We start from the raw sequence: 14,309 nt of genomic DNA, 5'->3' as shown, positions 1-14,309 counted from the left end.
ATGCCAGAGTCTTTATTCGGCGTCCGTTGTCTGGGTCAGGCCTAGGGCTTTCATCCAGTTACCCAGGGTTTGATGGTTGGGCAGCCCCAGCAGCTTAGCGGCCTGAGACTTGTTGCCTGCGGTCTGTGCCAAGGCCTTCTCTATCGCAGCCTTTTTAATTTTATCAATGGTTTGCTGGATATCCTGGGGCAGTGATAGGTTGCTTATTAGCTTGGGGGAGTGGGATTGGTTCGGCCCCTTGAGCTGTGCGGCTTGAAGATCTTCCGCGTTGATCTCTGCGTCCTGAGACCATAGGGCTGCCCGGTGCAAGGTGGTCCAAAGCTCCCGAATATTGCCTGGCCAGAGCTGCAACTTTGCAAAATTAATTGCGTTACTGGAAAAGTGTTTACGTTCAAGTTGGGGGTGAGTAGCGAGATGGTGGTTGATTTCATCCAGCAGTACTTGAGTTAGCTCCGGAATGTCGTCCTGGCGCTCGCGCAGAGGGGGGATTTCGATAATCCCGACAGCCAAGCGATAAAAGAGGTCTTCACGAAATGTGTCGTTGTTGACCATTTCAAACAGATCGCGATGAGTGGCGGCGATGATACGCACGTCCACAGGTTCACAGTGGGTGGCGCCAACCTTAGTGATCTCCCTTTGTTGCAGTGCCCGGAGCAGCTTTACCTGCACGGATAAAGGCAGCTCTCCCACTTCGTCTAGAAACAGCGTGCCGCCCTCAGCTTGAGCGAACAGTCCGTGGTGCTCCTTGTCTGCGCCAGTGAACGCCCCCTTCACATGGCCAAAGAGGATGGAATCCACCAGAGTTTCTGGCAGGGCACCGCAGTTAACGGCACGAAAGGGCTTACCGGCCCGCAGGCTGGCGGCATGGATGGCTTGTGCCATCAGTTCTTTGCCTGTGCCTGTTTCGCCCAGTACCAATACGGAGGCATCGGTAGGTGCCAGGCGCTGCGCTCGCTCTACCACTTGGCGCATGCCCAATGAGTTGGCTGTGATTTTTTCGAAGGCTCTTGCCAGCTTGGGCATTCCGGCTGCTGAGGTTTGTAGTGCCTGCATTGACGAACGCTGATACTCAGATGCAAAGTCGACAGGGATCTCTACCTCCTCGATGCCGCTCTTTTCGGACGACTGTACAAAGCGGCAGGAACCGATACTTTTGCCCAGCAAGACGGCCAGAGTGATCATCGCCGGTGTGCCGGAGGTTAGGCTAAAGGTAATGTCATCATCTTGCTCCAGTGCCCTATGAAGTTGCCGTTGAGTGGCCTTGGCGATACTAGGATAGTGGATTGGGCTGCTCAGCCGAACGTGCTGAATGGTGACATCTTGAAAAGGCCGTTGCGCTATAGCCAGTTTTCGTTTCAGCCAGTCGAGATAGCTGTCCCACTCCTCTTCCCAGCTGTTGCCCAAAATGATGATCCGATCGAAGCTAGTCGGACTTTTCAGGGCTATGGAAGCTAACGCCGCAGCATTGTCCTTATGCATCTGATCGATGTCGGTTTTTCCTAGCCAGGATAGAAGCGTTGCCATGGGTCGATTCTGTTGAAGTGTGGTGACAGCCAGTATTGCACACACTGCTGGATAATGGGCAGCGTAGCGGTGCTTTTATTGATTTAAATCAGCGCCATATGCCATTGGTGCTGGAGGGTGAATGTGTGTCAACGATGGAGTTGTTTAGGATGATTTTGGCTTTTTTATGACCTATGGTTTCGAGGGGTCCTATAGGTGATCAGTTTGATCCGATTTTTGACTCATATGCCCTTAGTGGTGCTTTTCGCTTTCAACGGTTGGGTTTGAGGTGCAGCGTTTTCGTCTTTCTGTCACTGAGTCGCTGCTGAGTAACCCCTTCCTTGGCAGAGTCTATAAAGGCGATGGTTTTCTTGACCTTCAACATTGTTTGGGTTTGTTTTATTGCGGTGGATTCTTTACCAACGATTTTAAAGGTGGATGCGCTGGCCTAAGTTCATGGGCTTTTCTTACCTATGATGGGGCGGGATTCTTTACCAGTGGTTGTAGAGCGCAGAATGGCTTCACTAGGCAAACAAAAGCCCGGTATTGAAGCCGGGCTTATTATGAAGCGTTGCGCTTGGGCGACTAGCCGTTGGCAGGGGCGCCCAAGGGGTCCCCGAATTGATGCAGGAACTTAGGGTTGGCCATCATCATGTTGCTGACGTTCACTAACTCAGACACCAGAATGGTGTCACTCCCCGAGGTATACCAGTGGCCGTACTGAACAAAGAGCATGGCAGTACCGGCGAGGAGGTCCTGCACGCCCTTGGCCACCAGGTGTTCCTTAACGGCAGGAACGGCACTGAAGGTGGCCTCAAATGGCGGTAACGAGGTGAACAGTTTTAGTGTCTGTGGAGTGATGTGCATCATCTCCAGATCTTGTGCTCCCCTGTACTTTTTGTTTGGCTGGAGGGCGTCTCCTTGGCCTCGATTTCGTTCGACGCGAGCGAACTTCCTCTTAGCTTTGGCTCGCAGCTTCCTTTTTGCTTTGTTACCCATGAGTATTTCTCCTTTTCGGGATGGTTATTACCCCTATCTCCGGGGCGGTTATCGATTTAGGTTGCGAACCCGGTAGGGCTCCGGTCGTTCAACGTCGGTGTCCAGGGGCTGCCAGCTCAGGGCATAGTGCAGTGGGGCAGACCCGGCACGGGACAGGGGGCAACAGGTCAGCCGTAACCAATCGGCATTCAGCAGCTCATCACGCGCTTTTTTCAATGCAGGTTTGGTCCAGCCTCGTGGTCCAAAGTGGGCGTGGGTCAGCAGCAGCTCGCCGTTGTTGTGGCCGTTGTACTGAGCCGCCACCTCCCACAGCAGAGCTTGGGCAGGCTTACCCAGAGCCAAGTACTCGGGGTGGCTCAGCACGATTTTGAGAACCTGGGTGAACTTGCTCTTCTTGCCTTTGTCCCCAGGCAGCTGCAGCCGAGACTGGCTCCGCAGCTTGGCAGGCAGTTTCACTGGTTCAGCATCGATGGGCTGCCAGGCCAGTGCATAGAGGCAGGGGGCCTTGCGGCTGGTCTGCGGACGGGTCTTCCGGATCAGGCCGGAAGATTCAAGATCCGCAATCGCCTTACGCAGTTGGTCCCGCTTCCAGCCCAGTTTCGCCATCGGGTTCTCAGCCAGGTGCAGGTCGCCATTGTTGCGCCCGTTATACTGGCCGCCCAGCTGGCACAGCAGGGCCCGAGCCACAGGCCGCAACGAGGTGTATTCCAAACTGTTCAGGATGAAGTGGGGCAACTTGAAGAAGCTCAATGTCGCTGGGCCACGCCCGCTCGGATATTGTTTTTTGACTTTGATATAGGTCATGCTCAGTTCCCTGAAAAGCGTTGCTAGGAAGGCACCCTTGGGAAGTTCGGTTAGGCAACCGGGTTGGGCCAGGTTTCGGGAGACTTGCACCACTCAAGGACGTCCCCCAGGCGCCACACAACTGAGCGGTTGCCTAACTGACGGCGGTTGGGGAAGCGTCCGCGCTTTTCAAGCTGGTAGCGCTGGGAACGGCTGAGGCTGGTGAGCTCGAGGCACTCCGGCTCGCGGATGAGGCGATCCGGGTGGACGAGAAAGGGGCTGAGGTTGGTCATGTTCGACTCCAACGATATTGGCTTGTTTTCGTTGGAGCCATTGAATCAATACGAGGATGGGCCGTATTGGAAAATAAACGACGGAAAATTTTCCAATACTTTACCGCTTGATTGTGCGGTTGAGGGGGAGCTCCTGTTTGTATTGATCTTCGACCTCATCGATAGAGGGAAACTGCTGAGAAAAATCTTCTGTGGCAGACAGTTTTACGCTTTCTGGCATGCCGGACAGGCCTGCTTTCACCAAGGTGAGCTGTTGGCCAATAGACTCTCGTCGCCTGGAGAACTCCTGAGCCAACGCCTTAGCGCTGTATTGCCAATTGTTGCGCCGGCAATGCGCTTTGAACTGCTGGCATACCTGTGCGCAGGCCTCAAGAATGGTACAGCCGTGTTCTTCGACCAGATCCCAGACGGCGAACAACATCACTTCGACATCCAGGTCTTTAGTCGCCTGCTTGCGTAACCCCGTCTTTAAGGTCATGCCACCGACCTCCTTCCCTTCGATCAGTTGTGTGGTGACCCGGCGCAAGTTGATTTGAAGTGGCCGTGGTAGATACAGCGAAAACTGACCGGCAAGGCGGTCAGCTTCCAATAGGTACCCAGGGTTGCTGGTGGTCTCAAACAACTGGTTCAGTGTGTACAGGTGGGGCACAACGCAGAGCTCTACAGCTTCCAGCAATTCTTCAGGTAGGTGGTCGTAAAACAGAAGGGGATCGTCAGGCAGCAGCTCAGAGCCCTGAGCCAGTTCGGTATCTAAATCGTTGTACATGGTGTTCCTTTGCCATGGCCGGAATGGAAGCACCACTGTATCGAAGGTCTAGTGGGGGGAGTATTGGATGAGTCGCAGTTTAACAAATCATCGGGGGTACATATGGGGGTACATAAAACGAAAAAACCCTCAGCTCAAAGAGCTAAGGGTTTGATATTTATAACTTTAGAGCAACGCTCTTAGTTCATGCCGTACTTTTTCAGCTTCTTGCGCAGGGTACCACGGTTGATGCCCATGATGTTGGCTGCGCGAGTCTGGTTACCGCGGGTGTACTGCATAATGATGTCCAGCAGAGGCTGCTCTACTTCGCACAGTACCATCTCGTACACTTCTGAGGCTTCTTGGCCGTCCAGCTGCGCAAAGTAATTGCTTACGGCGCGTTTAACGGAGTCGCGTAACAGTTGAGGCTTAACGGTACCGTTAGGAGTCTCGATTTGGCCTACTGTCAGTTGTGCTTCTGGATGGGAGTTCTGCTGATCAAACATACTGCCTTGCTCTTCAAATAAATTTGTTAAACCTGGTCAAAAAAACGCGTCAACGCTTCGACTTGCGCTGTGGCACTTTCTAAACGATTAAAATCGCTTCGCACGGCGTCCTGCTGCTGATGCGACAGATACCACCCCACGTGTTTACGGGCGATGCGAAGACCACGCTCGTCGCCGTAAAACCCGTGCAGGGTATCCAGATGCTCTAGCATGATGCCCCGCACCTCTTCCTGATTGGGGGCCGCTAACTGGGTACCGGTGCGAAGAAAGTGGTCAATCTCTCGAAACAGCCATGGCCGCCCCTGAGCCGCACGACCAATCATGATCGCATCGGCGTTGGTGTCGGTCAGGACCTGACGCGCTTTCTCCGGACTGTCGATATCCCCATTGGCGATTACCGGTATCGACACCGACTGCTTAATGGCAGCAATGGTGTCGTATTCCGCGTGACCCTTGTACATGCACTGTCGAGTGCGACCGTGCACGGCCAGGGCCGCGATACCGTGCTGCTCAGCCAATTGAGCGATATCAACGCCATTTCGATGTTCTGGATCCCAGCCGGTGCGGATCTTCAGAGTAACCGGTACGTCTACGGCCCCTACGACCGCATCCAGTATTCGGCTGACTCTGTCGGGTTCCCGCATCAACGCGGACCCAGCCATCTTCTTATTCACTTTTTTTGCCGGGCAGCCCATGTTGATATCAATGATCTGGGCACCGCGTTCGACATTCAAACGGGCGGCCTGAGCCATTAACTCTGGTTCTGCACCGGCGATTTGCACTGAACGAATTCCATCTTCACCGCTGTGGTCCATCCGCGACCGCGATTTGTCCGTATCCCAGACCCTGGGATTCGACGACAACATCTCAGACACGGCTAACCCTGCACCTAATCGGCGACACAGCGTTCGGAAAGGAAGATCAGTAACACCTGCCATAGGCGCCACGATCAGCTGGTTGTCCAGTTGATAGGGTCCAATGCGCATGATTAAAAATCTCCTCGTACGTTCACGAGGGAGCGCATGTTACTCCTTTTTGGCAGTGGTGGGAAGGTTAATAAATGTACGAGAAGTGATTTTTTTGCTTGACATTGATCTAGGATCATCAATGTTAGTAGGCTGGCTAAGGTAAGTGGGTGCTCACATACTTCGCCAGCCTTATTTTCTGGTCGTTTTTTAGGCGTTATTTTTTCACACCGCTGATTCGGCACCAATCTTCCATAAAGGCGGTGTCATCCAGTTCGAACCACTGACTGTAAATTTTGCGAAGGTCGTCATTCTGCTCCTGCAGCAAACCGGACAGGGCCAGCTTGCCACCGGGCTTCACCAGCGAGGCGATCACCGGCGCCAACTCCCGCAGTGGGCCGGCCAGAATGTTGGCGATCAGCACGTCGGCCTGCACCTCTTGAGGCTGGTCCTTGGGCAGGTACAGCGACAGACGGTCATTGACGCCGTTGCGGCTGGCGTTGTCGTTACTGGCGGTCAGGGCCTGGGGGTCGATGTCGATGCCAACGCAGTGTTTGGCGCCCAGTTTCAGGGCCGCCACCGCCAGAATGCCGGAGCCACAGCCAAAGTCGACCACCTGCTTGTCGGCCATCTCCAGGCCATCGAGCCATTCCAGACACAGGGCGGTGGTGGGGTGAGTGCCGGTACCAAAGGCCAGGCCGGGATCCAGCAGTACGTTGACCGCCTCCGGCTCCGGAGCTTCGTGCCAGCTCGGGCAGATCCACAGCCGCTTGCCAAACTGCATCGGCTTGAAGTTATCCATCCACTCCCGCTCCCAGTCTTTGTCTTCAAGGGCCTCCACTTTGTGGATGAAGCCCTTGCCCAGTTCTGGCTGCTGCTCCAGCAGGGCGACAATCTGCTTCATGTCGGTAATGGCGTCGTACAGGCCAATCACATCGGTGTCACCCCAGAGGCGGGTTTCACCTGGCATCGGCTCAAACACCGGAGTGTCCTGGGCATCGACAAAGGTCACTGAGACGGCACCGGTTTCGCTCAGGTGGTCGCCAATGGTTTCGGCCTGCTCGCCGCTGGTGTTAATGCGGATTTGAATCCAAGGCATAGTGTGCTCGGTATCTAAGCTATGAGAATGGGGCTTATTGTATGCGACAACGGCTTCGGCTGCACCCGGCGAGCGGTCTAACCCCCTGGTCAAAAGCCGAATCGCCGAGCTTTTGTTCAAATTCAGGGCTTTTGTGATTGATTTCACATGAGTGGAATTCGCCTTGGTGATCTTGATCAATAGATGGCACTTTACTCCTTAACGAGTGCGGTTTCGGACTTTATGTTTGTTGCTCCTCGTACTGACCCTACAACAATAATAGGTTTGACTATGACCCCTAAAGGAGTAAGCGGTCGCACTGCGGCGCGATTGGATCGCTGGCAAGGGCTATCCGGCGCGGCACTGGCTGCCTTCCTGCTGTTCCACCTGCATTTCGAGTCCAGCATTCTGTTCGGTAAAGAGGCCTTTTACCGGGTAGTGCGCATTCTCGAGGCGGGATTTCTCGATCCGGCTGGCCACGGCTTTCCGGCCCTGACCGTACTGGTGGCACTGACCCTGTTTGTGCTGCTGCTGGTTCACGCCATCATCGCCTTGCGACGTTTTCCTCAGAAATACCTGCAATGGAAGGCGTTGAAACAGCAAGCGGTTTCCTTTCCACATGCGGACACCCGCTTGTGGTTGGTGCAGCTGATCACCGGTTTTTCGCTGTTCTTCCTGGTGCCGGTGCATCTGCTGGGGATCATGCTGGATCCTGCTGCCATCGGCCCCAACCAATCGGCCTACCGTATCGTCGAGCAAGGCTTCGGCTGGCTCTATCTGCTGCTGATGCCAGCGGTGGTGCTGCACGCAGTCATCGGTGTTTACCGGCTGGTACTGAAATGGTTTGGTGACAAGGTCAGCCGCGGTGTCAGTCAGAAACTGGCCCTGGCCGTCGGCCTGTGGTTGCTGGTGATCGGCACCGCCAGCCTGGTGACCTGGCTGTTTGTCGGCCAGTCGCTGACTCTTCCCGTTATCCCCTACAGCCCCAACTAAGGAACAATAAGAATGAAAACGATCTATACCGATGCCCTGGTCATTGGTGGTGGGCTGGCCGGACTGCGGGTGGCCATTGCCTGTAAAGAGCGGGGTCTGGATACCCTGGTGTTGTCGCTGATTCCGGCCAAGCGCTCGCACTCCGTGGCGGCGCAGGGCGGCATGCAGGCCAGTCTGGCCAACAGCGTCAAAGGGGAGGGGGACAACGAAGACGTTCATTTCCACGATACCGTCAAGGGCTCCGACTGGGGCTGTGACCAGAACGTGGCCCGGATGTTTGCTCAGGTGGCGCCCAAGGCCGTGCGTCAGGCGGCTGCCTGGGGCGTGCCCTGGAGTCGGGTGAATAAGGGCGATCGTACCGCCATCGTTAACGCCGAAGAGGTGACCATTACCGAGCCGGCCGAAGCCCACGGGCTGATCACCGCCCGTGATTTTGGCGGCACCAAGAAGTGGCGTACCTGCTACACCGCCGACGGCACCGGCCACTCCATGCTGTACGCCATGGACAACAAGGCGATCAGCCTGGGGATTCCGGTGCACGAGCGCAAAGAGGCCATCGCCCTGATTGAAGACGGCGAGCGCTGCCATGGCGCCGTGGTCCGGGATCTGATTACCGGCGAACTGGTGGCCTACCTGGCCCGTACCACCACCATCGCCACCGGCGGCTATGGCCGACTGTGGTCGGTGTCCACCAATGCCATTATCTGTGAAGGCACCGGCCAGGGCATCGCCCTGGAAACCGGCAAGGTGGCCCTGGGTAACCCGGAAGCGATTCAGTTTCACCCCACCGCCATCGTGCCCGTCGGCATCCTGACCACCGAAGGGTGCCGTGGGGACGGGGGCTTGCTGCGCGACAAAGACGGCTATCGCTTTATGCCGGACTACGAGCCGGAGAAGAAGGAGTTGGCGTCACGGGATGTGGTGTCCCGACGCATGACCGAGCACATGCGCAAAGGCAAAGGGGTAGACAGCCCCTATGGCCCGCACCTGTGGCTGGACATCACCCTGCTGGGGCGCGAGCACATCGAAAAGAACCTGCGCGAGGTGCAGGAGATCTGTCAGTACTTCCTCGGCATCGATCCCGCCGAAGAGTGGATTCCGGTGCGTCCGACCCAACACTACTCCATGGGGGGCATTCGTACCAATGAGCAGGGCGAAGCGCCCCACCTCAAGGGACTGTTTTCGGTGGGTGAGGCTGCCTGCTGGGACATGCACGGCTTTAACCGCCTCGGCGGTAACTCGCTGGCAGAGACCGTGGTAGCGGGCATGATCGTCGGCGAGTACGTGGCCGACGCTTGTCAGAGCTACCCGATGGGAAGCCATGCTCTGGGTGAGCAGGCGGTGCTCAGCCAGAGTCAACAGATCGACGAGTTGCTGGCCGGTGAAGAGGGCGAAAGCCCGTTTGCCCTGCGCGAGCACATGGAAGCGATCATGATGGACAAGGTGGGGATCTTCCGCAGCGGTGATGAACTGGCCAAGGCGGTGTCTGAGCTGCGCGAATTGGTGCGCCGATCCGACAACCTGGTGGTGATGAATAAGAAGCGTCACGCCAACCCGGAGCTGGTGGCAGCCATTCGCATCAAGAAGATGCTCAAGGTGGCTCTGTCGGTGGCACTGGCCGCCGAGGCCCGCACCGAATCCCGTGGCGCCCACTCCCGTGAGGATTATCCGCAACGCAACGATCGCGACTGGTTGAAGCGGTCGCTGGTATTCTGGGGTGACGACAACCAGCCACGGCTGGAGTACGAAGATCTGGATGTGATGGCGATGGAGCTGCCGCCGGGTTACCGGGGATACGGTGAAAACAACGCCATTGCCCACCCGGATACCGAAAAACGCGAGGCCGAAGTGGCAGCCATTGCCGCTCGTATCGAAGACCGGCATCAGCGTCAACAACAAACCATGGACTACCAGCTGCCCGAGAAATTTATGCCGAAGAACCAGCGCCGAGGAGAGCTATCATGAGCCGGATTCTGACTTTCCGCATCTTCCGTTTCGACCCTCAGATGCCTGCTGAAAAACCGATGACCCAGGAGTATCAGCTGCAGGAAGCGCCGGGGATGACGGTATTCATCGCCCTCAATCAGTTGCGTGAGCAGCAGGACCCGTCATTGCAGTTCGACTTTGTCTGTCGTGCCGGCATCTGCGGCAGCTGTGCCATGGTGATCAATGGTATGCCGACTCTGGCGTGCCGCACCCTCACCAGCAATTACAAAGATGGCGTCATCACCCTGATGCCGTTACCAGGCTTTGAGTTGATTGGTGACCTGTCGGTGAACACCGGTAAGTTCATGCGCCAGTTGTCTGAGCGGTTGCAGGCCTGGCTGGTTCCCAGCGACGCCAATGAGGACATGCACCGGTTGGAGCGTCCCATGGATCCGGCACTGGCCGATGCCATCTACGAGTCTGAGCGCTGCATCGAATGCGGCTGCTGTGTGTCGGCCTGTGCCACGGCGCAGATGCGTGACACCTTCGTCGGCGCCGTCGGCTTTAATAAGGTGGCCCGCTTTGCCCTGGACGACCGCGATGCCCGAAGTGCCGACGATTACTACCACATCATCGGTGACGAAGATGGGGTGTTTGGCTGCATGACCTTGCTGGGCTGCCAGGATACCTGCCCCAAGGATCTCGATCACCAGGGGCAGATCGCTTACCTGCGGCGCCAGTTGAGCCGCAGCCAGCGCATTCTGTAACACCGCCGAAACGGTCAAAAAAGCCAGCAACGATGCTGGCTTTTCTTTTTAGTCTAATTCGATGATGTCGTCGTCCTCAGCGGACACGCTCTCCTCGTCATCCTCGTCGCCCTGCACCGGTGCCTTGGAGCTCATGGTAAACAGCTTGCGGCGCTGGCTCTTGGCAATGTATTTGGTCCAGGCGTGTTCCAGTTTGTTGTCGGCAGGGCGCTCGCCTTTGGCGACCGCCACGAACTGCTGTTCCTGCGGACTGGAGGGGAGCTGAGTGCCCTCAGCCAGGGCGCGTAGGCGCTGGCCGTAGTGTTCCAGCAGTGCGGCCTCATTCAGAGTGAAATGGCCAGAGCGGGCGAATCCCCGGGGAAAGTGTTTGTCATCGAAGAAGCGACCGGCAGCCTGAAATCCTTCAATTTGGTTCATGACATTCTCTCTCGTTGTTCAGTCAAACTACGCCCGTTGTTGTAGGGCAAGTAATCGGTAGATTTGATGGCATTTTCAAGACACTTTTATTACTGCGACAGGGGGCATTTGGCAAGGGCATAGCGCACATTTGAATAGTCATATTTGTGCTGTATGTATTCCGGATTGTGTTATGTTTAAAAAACGTTAACTCACCGTAGGTGCCTTATGTTTTTGGACTATTTTGCTCTCGGTTTGTTGTTTTTTGTGGGGTTGGTGTTGTTCTACGGGGTCATCGTGATCCACGACATCCCTTATGAGATCTCCAAAAAGCGCAATCACCCCCATCAGGACGCCATTCACGTCGCCGGTTGGATCAGCCTGTTCACCCTGCATACCATCTGGCCGTTCCTGTGGATCTGGGCCACCCTGTACCGCGAAGAGCGTGGCTGGGGCTTTAAGGCATTGGCGGAGAGCGAAGCCGCGCTGGAAGTGAAAGTTGCTGAGCTGGAACAGCAGCTAAGCAGCCTGCAGGCGCAGGTAGCCGACATGAACAACAAGGAGCAATGATATGGACCTGTTATTGATCCTGACCTACACCGCACTGTGTGTGGCGATCTTTAAGATATTCAATATTCCCCTGAATAAGTGGAGTGTGCCCACCGCGGTGCTGGGCGGGGTGGTACTGATTGGCACCCTGCTGTTACTGATGAACTACAACCACCCATTTACGCCATTGGCGCGGCATGTATTTGTGACCACCCCCATCGTACCCTCGGTGCGAGGGCCGGTGGTCGAAGTGCCGGTGCAGCCGAACGTGCTGTTGAAACAGGGCGACGTGCTGTTCCGCATTGACGATACCCGCTACCAGGAGGTGGTGGGCGAGAAGACCGCCACCGTAAGGGCGGCCACCGCCGATCGGGATCGTACCAAGGGCGAATACCTCCGTTATAAAGAGGGCTACGACAAAGGCGGCGCCTTTACCCGCTCCGAGCTGGACATTCGTGAGCAACTCTACCTGGCCGCCGAAGCCAAACTGAAAGCCCGCCAGGCGGAGCTGACCAAGGCAGAGTACGATCTCAGCGAGACCGTGGTCCGGGCCCCGACCGACGGCTACGTTACCCAGGTGGCATTACGTCCGGGAATGATGGCGGTGCCGTTGCCTCTGCGGCCGGTGATGGTGTTCATCAACCGGCAGGATTCAGCGTTCGTTGGTGCCTTTAACCAGAAATCCCTGCTCAAGATTCGCAAAGGCTTTGAGGCCGAGGTGATGTTCGAGGCGGTGCCAGGAAGGGTGTTCAAGGCGGAAGTGAGGCAGGTGATGCCAAATATCGGTGAGGGTCAGTTCCAGGCCCAGGGAACCCTGTTCACCACCGAGCGTTTTCGGCTCAAAGGCCGGGCCTTTGTTGAAGTGAAGGTCAATGAGGATCTGAGCCGCTTCGATCTGCCTGATGGCGCCAACGCCGAGATCGCGGTGTACTCCGATACCTTTACCCATGTGTCTATCATCCGCCGGGTATTGCTGCGGATGAAGAGTTGGCAGAACTATCTGTTCTTCGAGCATTAAAGTGTGGCGGCCCAGTCACTCTGGGCCGACGCTGATTGTTGGTTTCACAGAAATTTGATAGACCATACCCTGGGTGTTGCCGCCGGGATGGCAACCGTAATAAGGAAAGCGCACCATGTTGAATCCAACCTTCAGTCGCCGTTTGCTGCTGCTGCATGAGATCGACCAACACGACAAGGCCAGTGTGCCGGAGTTAATGAAAAGTCTGGGTTGGCCGCGGCGAACCCTGCAAGACATCATCAAGGCGCTGCCGGGGCTGGGAGTGCAGATTGAGTTTGTCGAAGATGGCGTTCGCCACAATGACGGCCACTACCGCATCACCGACTGGGGGCCCATCAACCCTAAGTGGGTTAAAGCGCAGCTGAGCGAGCTACAGCAGGCGATTCAGGCCTAGCCGACAGATTTCAGGAATAAAAAAAGCTTCGACCCCAGGGCCGAAGCTTTTTTGTTTGCTCAGCCGCCAAGGCTTAGCTTTCGGCAACCATGCGACGGGCCGCATCGACGACGATGGCAACCGCCGCAGACTCGGTCTTCTTCATGGTGGCTTCGTCTGGGATCTCTTGCTGGGTGCGGTTGACGATCACACCGGCAACGCAACCTGCGTACAGCTTCTGGCTGGCGCACATGGTCAGCAGGGTGGCGGATTCCATCTCATAGTTGAGAACGCCCATATCCTGCCACTCTTTCATGGAGCCCTGGAAGCGCTTGGTAACGCGACCGGAAACGGTGTCGTAACGCTCCTGGCCCGGGTAGAAGGTGTCGGACGACGCGGTCACACCAACGTGAGGTTCGTGACCCAGTTCGTTAGCGGCATTCACCAGGGCGGTGGTGCAGGCGAAGTCGGCTACGGCCGGGAACTCCAGTGGAGCGAAGTGTTGGCTGGCACCGTCCAGACGAACTGAACCACTGGTAACGATAACGTCACCTACATTCACGTAATCCTGAATGGCGCCGGTGGTGCCCACACGCAGGAAGGTGTTTACGCCCAGCTGAGCCAGTTCTTCCACGGCAATAGAAGTAGAGGGACCGCCAATACCGGTGGAGCAAACGACCACAGGTTTACCTTCAAGGAAGCCCAGGTAGCTGGTGAACTCGCGGGTGGCGGCCAGGAAGGTGGGGTTCTCCATCAGTTCGGCAATGCGCTTCACGCGCTCTGGATCGCCTGGAACGATGGCCACTTTGGCACCCTGCAGCATCTCTTTGTCTAAACCAAGGTGGAATACTTTACTCATGGTCGTTTCCTTAATTGATAAAAATGGCTTGGCATTTATTAAATGTGAAACTGATTTTCGTAATTAAACAACATTCAGCCCACATCTTTGTAGACCTATGTAGCATAAATAGCCGATTTCGACGCGCTTGCCTGTGATCTAAGCACAAAAAAGGTAAGTTTTATGCCTTCAGGCTAAAAAAAAAGCAGTTAAACTTATTTCACTAAATTGCCCTTGCGTTCCGCTGGGGGCTCCCTATAATGCGCTTCCTGTCGACGGGGCACAGCGGCTTACTGAGTAAGGCACTGAGCAACAATTCGACACTCGGAAAAGCCTTTGAAAATAACGCTTGACGGGGATTGAGGAAAGCGTAAGATACGCAGCCTCAGCAACGGGAACCACGGTTCACTTTGCAACGTTCTTTAACAATTAGTCAGACAATCTGTGTGGGCACTCGCGCAGGATTGATATCTCAAATATCAATGTTGCACTGAGTGACTATAACAAGTTAATTCAGTAATTCATTGAGTCGATTCTTCGGAATCAAAAAACTTTTTAATTGAAGAGTTTGATCATG

At 55.7% G+C, this 14,309-nt stretch carries 16 protein-coding genes; 6 read left to right on the top strand and 10 right to left on the bottom strand.

Translation table 11 applies throughout. The features are described 5' to 3' along the window. Positions 1-12: 12 nt before the first annotated feature. From BLT77_RS12155 to prmA, 8 genes are all read right to left on the bottom strand, one after another. A complete protein-coding gene (locus BLT77_RS12155) occupies positions 13-1,524 on the bottom strand; it encodes a sigma-54 interaction domain-containing protein (RefSeq protein ID WP_090365539.1) in 1,512 nt (503 codons plus the stop codon). Positions 1,525-2,088: 564 nt separating this feature from the next. Continuing rightward, entirely contained in the window at positions 2,089-2,373 is a 285-nt protein-coding gene (locus BLT77_RS12150) for a hypothetical protein (RefSeq protein ID WP_143026629.1), read from the bottom strand. A 177-nt stretch (positions 2,374-2,550) separates the two neighbouring features. Further along, positions 2,551-3,306, bottom strand: a complete 756-nt coding sequence (locus BLT77_RS12145) for a hypothetical protein (RefSeq protein WP_090365537.1) — start codon at positions 3,304-3,306, stop codon at positions 2,551-2,553. 50 nt (positions 3,307-3,356) lie between these two features. Then, positions 3,357-3,578 (bottom strand): helix-turn-helix transcriptional regulator, encoded by a 222-nt coding sequence (locus tag BLT77_RS12140; RefSeq protein ID WP_090365536.1) that lies wholly within the window; start codon positions 3,576-3,578, stop codon positions 3,357-3,359. 100 nt (positions 3,579-3,678) lie between these two features. Continuing rightward, positions 3,679-4,344, bottom strand: coding sequence for a hypothetical protein (locus BLT77_RS12135; RefSeq protein WP_090365535.1), 666 nt, complete (start codon positions 4,342-4,344; stop codon positions 3,679-3,681). 179 nt (positions 4,345-4,523) lie between these two features. Then, positions 4,524-4,829, bottom strand: a complete 306-nt coding sequence (gene fis, locus BLT77_RS12130; RefSeq protein ID WP_028109733.1) for a DNA-binding transcriptional regulator Fis — start codon at positions 4,827-4,829, stop codon at positions 4,524-4,526. A 26-nt stretch (positions 4,830-4,855) separates the two neighbouring features. After that, entirely contained in the window at positions 4,856-5,815 is a 960-nt protein-coding gene (gene dusB, locus BLT77_RS12125; protein WP_028112881.1) for a tRNA dihydrouridine synthase DusB, read from the bottom strand. 196 nt (positions 5,816-6,011) lie between these two features. Then, a complete protein-coding gene (prmA, locus tag BLT77_RS12120; protein WP_090365534.1) occupies positions 6,012-6,893 on the bottom strand; it encodes a 50S ribosomal protein L11 methyltransferase in 882 nt (293 codons plus the stop codon). A 270-nt stretch (positions 6,894-7,163) separates the two neighbouring features. On the opposite strand from prmA, the gene BLT77_RS12115 reads away from it, so the two are divergent. Genes BLT77_RS12115 through BLT77_RS12105 form a run of 3 tightly spaced genes read left to right on the top strand, consistent with a single transcriptional unit; the run spans position 7,164 to position 10,558 of the window. After that, complete coding sequence (locus BLT77_RS12115) at positions 7,164-7,865, top strand: fumarate reductase cytochrome b subunit (RefSeq protein WP_090365533.1); 702 nt, start codon at positions 7,164-7,166, stop codon at positions 7,863-7,865. Between the two features lie 12 nt (positions 7,866-7,877). Next, on the top strand, positions 7,878-9,830 hold the full coding sequence (locus BLT77_RS12110; protein ID WP_090365532.1) for a fumarate reductase flavoprotein subunit: 1,953 nt from the start codon (positions 7,878-7,880) through the stop codon (positions 9,828-9,830). Next, a complete protein-coding gene (locus BLT77_RS12105) occupies positions 9,827-10,558 on the top strand; it encodes a fumarate reductase iron-sulfur subunit (protein WP_090365531.1) in 732 nt (243 codons plus the stop codon). The genes BLT77_RS12110 and BLT77_RS12105 overlap by 4 nt, the downstream gene beginning before the upstream one ends. A gap of 48 nt (positions 10,559-10,606) precedes the next feature. Here the strand turns inward: BLT77_RS12105 and BLT77_RS12100 are convergent, their stop codons facing one another. Then, on the bottom strand, positions 10,607-10,975 hold the full coding sequence (locus tag BLT77_RS12100) for a MaoP family protein (RefSeq protein WP_090365530.1): 369 nt from the start codon (positions 10,973-10,975) through the stop codon (positions 10,607-10,609). Positions 10,976-11,182: 207 nt separating this feature from the next. On the opposite strand from BLT77_RS12100, the gene BLT77_RS12095 reads away from it, so the two are divergent. The 3 genes from BLT77_RS12095 (at position 11,183) to BLT77_RS12085 (ending at position 12,915) form a co-directional block, all read left to right on the top strand. Then, positions 11,183-11,524 (top strand): DUF3302 domain-containing protein, encoded by a 342-nt coding sequence (locus BLT77_RS12095; protein WP_035415772.1) that lies wholly within the window; start codon positions 11,183-11,185, stop codon positions 11,522-11,524. A 1-nt stretch (position 11,525) separates the two neighbouring features. Further along, positions 11,526-12,521, top strand: a complete 996-nt coding sequence (locus BLT77_RS12090; protein WP_090365529.1) for an HlyD family secretion protein — start codon at positions 11,526-11,528, stop codon at positions 12,519-12,521. Positions 12,522-12,636: 115 nt separating this feature from the next. Next, on the top strand, positions 12,637-12,915 hold the full coding sequence (locus BLT77_RS12085) for a helix-turn-helix domain-containing protein (protein WP_090365528.1): 279 nt from the start codon (positions 12,637-12,639) through the stop codon (positions 12,913-12,915). 73 nt (positions 12,916-12,988) lie between these two features. Here the strand turns inward: BLT77_RS12085 and udp are convergent, their stop codons facing one another. Continuing rightward, positions 12,989-13,753, bottom strand: coding sequence for a uridine phosphorylase (udp, locus tag BLT77_RS12080; RefSeq protein WP_090365527.1), 765 nt, complete (start codon positions 13,751-13,753; stop codon positions 12,989-12,991). Positions 13,754-14,309 lie beyond the last annotated feature (556 nt).

The sequence above is a fragment of the Ferrimonas sediminum genome (genome assembly GCF_900100175.1).
Classification (GTDB): Bacteria; Pseudomonadota; Gammaproteobacteria; order Enterobacterales; family Shewanellaceae; genus Ferrimonas; species Ferrimonas sediminum.
This window is presented reverse-complemented; position numbering and strand designations above follow the sequence as displayed.

Coding starts and splice junctions, on each gene's coding strand:
- BLT77_RS12155 (WP_090365539.1), bottom strand. CDS start 1,524: ATGGCAACGCTTCTATCCTGGCTAGGAAAAACCGACATCGATCAGATG.
- BLT77_RS12150 (WP_143026629.1), bottom strand. CDS start 2,373: ATGATGCACATCACTCCACAGACACTAAAACTGTTCACCTCGTTACCG.
- BLT77_RS12145 (WP_090365537.1), bottom strand. CDS start 3,306: ATGACCTATATCAAAGTCAAAAAACAATATCCGAGCGGGCGTGGCCCA.
- BLT77_RS12140 (WP_090365536.1), bottom strand. CDS start 3,578: ATGACCAACCTCAGCCCCTTTCTCGTCCACCCGGATCGCCTCATCCGC.
- BLT77_RS12135 (WP_090365535.1), bottom strand. CDS start 4,344: ATGTACAACGATTTAGATACCGAACTGGCTCAGGGCTCTGAGCTGCTG.
- fis (WP_028109733.1), bottom strand. CDS start 4,829: ATGTTTGATCAGCAGAACTCCCATCCAGAAGCACAACTGACAGTAGGC.
- dusB (WP_028112881.1), bottom strand. CDS start 5,815: ATGCGCATTGGACCCTATCAACTGGACAACCAGCTGATCGTGGCGCCT.
- prmA (WP_090365534.1), bottom strand. CDS start 6,893: ATGCCTTGGATTCAAATCCGCATTAACACCAGCGGCGAGCAGGCCGAA.
- BLT77_RS12115 (WP_090365533.1), top strand. CDS start 7,164: ATGACCCCTAAAGGAGTAAGCGGTCGCACTGCGGCGCGATTGGATCGC.
- BLT77_RS12110 (WP_090365532.1), top strand. CDS start 7,878: ATGAAAACGATCTATACCGATGCCCTGGTCATTGGTGGTGGGCTGGCC.
- BLT77_RS12105 (WP_090365531.1), top strand. CDS start 9,827: ATGAGCCGGATTCTGACTTTCCGCATCTTCCGTTTCGACCCTCAGATG.
- BLT77_RS12100 (WP_090365530.1), bottom strand. CDS start 10,975: ATGAACCAAATTGAAGGATTTCAGGCTGCCGGTCGCTTCTTCGATGAC.
- BLT77_RS12095 (WP_035415772.1), top strand. CDS start 11,183: ATGTTTTTGGACTATTTTGCTCTCGGTTTGTTGTTTTTTGTGGGGTTG.
- BLT77_RS12090 (WP_090365529.1), top strand. CDS start 11,526: ATGGACCTGTTATTGATCCTGACCTACACCGCACTGTGTGTGGCGATC.
- BLT77_RS12085 (WP_090365528.1), top strand. CDS start 12,637: ATGTTGAATCCAACCTTCAGTCGCCGTTTGCTGCTGCTGCATGAGATC.
- udp (WP_090365527.1), bottom strand. CDS start 13,753: ATGAGTAAAGTATTCCACCTTGGTTTAGACAAAGAGATGCTGCAGGGT.